General features: G+C 71.5%; 3 protein-coding genes. 2 read left to right on the plus strand and 1 reads right to left on the minus strand.

The genetic code is table 11. The annotated features are described in order from the left end of the window. On the minus strand, window positions 1-335 hold a 335-nt coding region (locus tag PLL68_RS11120), incomplete at its 3' end, for a TetR family transcriptional regulator (protein ID WP_324534076.1). Between the two features lie 73 nt (window positions 336-408). Between PLL68_RS11120 and PLL68_RS11125 the strand changes: the two genes are divergently transcribed. Beyond that, the gene (locus PLL68_RS11125; protein WP_324534078.1) at window positions 409-1,128 is read left to right on the plus strand and encodes a DUF4386 domain-containing protein; all 720 of its coding nucleotides are present in this window, start codon (window positions 409-411) and stop codon (window positions 1,126-1,128) included. Then, window positions 1,073-1,398: GNAT family N-acetyltransferase (locus PLL68_RS11130; protein ID WP_324534080.1), on the plus strand; the 326-nt coding region annotated here is incomplete at its 3' end. The genes PLL68_RS11125 and PLL68_RS11130, both read left to right, overlap by 56 nt.

The raw sequence follows: 1,398 nt of genomic DNA on the forward strand, positions 1-1,398 counted from the left end.
ACGACGGGAGAGGCCTGGGTGCGGGTCTCGATGAGCCCGGGCGCCCACGGATGGCGCAGCAGCGCCGCCCTCGACGACAAAATCCGCGCCCGGATGCCGTGCCGCCAGTTCTCGTCCGGGCCGGCGGGTTCGATCTCGCCCACGACGTGGTCGACCATCGCGTCGAGGAGCTCGTCCTTGTTGGCCACGTGCTTGTAGAGCGCCATGGGGACGACGTCGAGGCGCTGGGCCAGGGTGCGCATGCTCAGCGCGTCGATGCCGACCTCGTCGGCGAGGGCCACCGCGGCCTCGACGACGTCGTGGCGCTGGAGCCGGGGGCGCTTGCTGCTTGACACGCGTACACCGTACACCTATGGTCATCGCATTCTTAGGTGTACGCCGTACACAACTGTCCGTGAAGGAGCCCCCATGTCCCCCACCCGACGCTCAGCCCTGGCCGCCGGGCTGCTCTACCTCGCGACGATCGTGTCCTCGATCCCCGCACTGGCCCTCATCCAGCCGATCCTCACCCAGCCCGACTACGTCCTCGGCGACGGGCCGCAGACCCGGGTGGTGCTCGGCATCGTCCTCGACCTCGTCAACGTCGCCGCGGCGATCGGCACGGCGGTGGCGCTCTACCCGATCATCCGTCGGCGACACCAGACGCTTGCCATCGGCTTCGTCGCCTCGCGGCTGCTCGAGGGCGCCACCCTGGGGATCGGCGCGCTGGCGCTGGTCGCGGTGGTGACCTTGCGACGCGACCCCGGCACGGCATCCGATGAAACCCTCGTCGCAGCATCCCAGTCGCTCGTCTCCTTGCGCGACGCCACGTTCCTGCTGGCGCCGGGGCTCCTCGCCTCGGTCAACGCCGCCCTGCTCGGCACCGCCCTGTACCGCGCCCGGCTCGTGCCGCGCGGCATCCCGCTGCTCGGCCTGATCGGCGCACCGCTGCTGTTCGCGAGCACGCTGGCGACGCTCGTCGGGGTGTTCGAGCAGCTGTCGCCGTGGAGTGTCGTCGCGACGCTGCCGATCTTCCTGTGGGAGCTCAGCCTGGGGCTGCACCTGACCTTGCGCGGAGTGACAGAGTTGGACCATGACGACTCCGCCCCCGCCCCCCGGCCTGACCGCACGCCCGCTGACGCCCACTGACCTCGACGAGGTGTATGCCGTCTACGCGGCCGACGAGGTCGCGGATGCCGGCCACCTCGCCATCGAGCCCGAGGACCTCGCCGGCGACTGGTCGCGGCCGAGCTTCGACCTGGCGCACGACAGCATCGGGCTCTTCGAGAACGGGCACGTCGTCGCGGCTGCCGAGGTTACTCGCGGCGGCACCCGGGCCGAGGGCGCCGTGCACCCCGACGTGCGCGGTCGCGGCATCGGCTCGTGGCTCGTGGACTGGACCGAGGCCCGGGCCCGCGA

The organism is Ornithinibacter sp., assembly GCF_035443565.1.
Taxonomy (GTDB): Bacteria; Actinomycetota; Actinomycetes; order Actinomycetales; family Dermatophilaceae; genus Fodinibacter.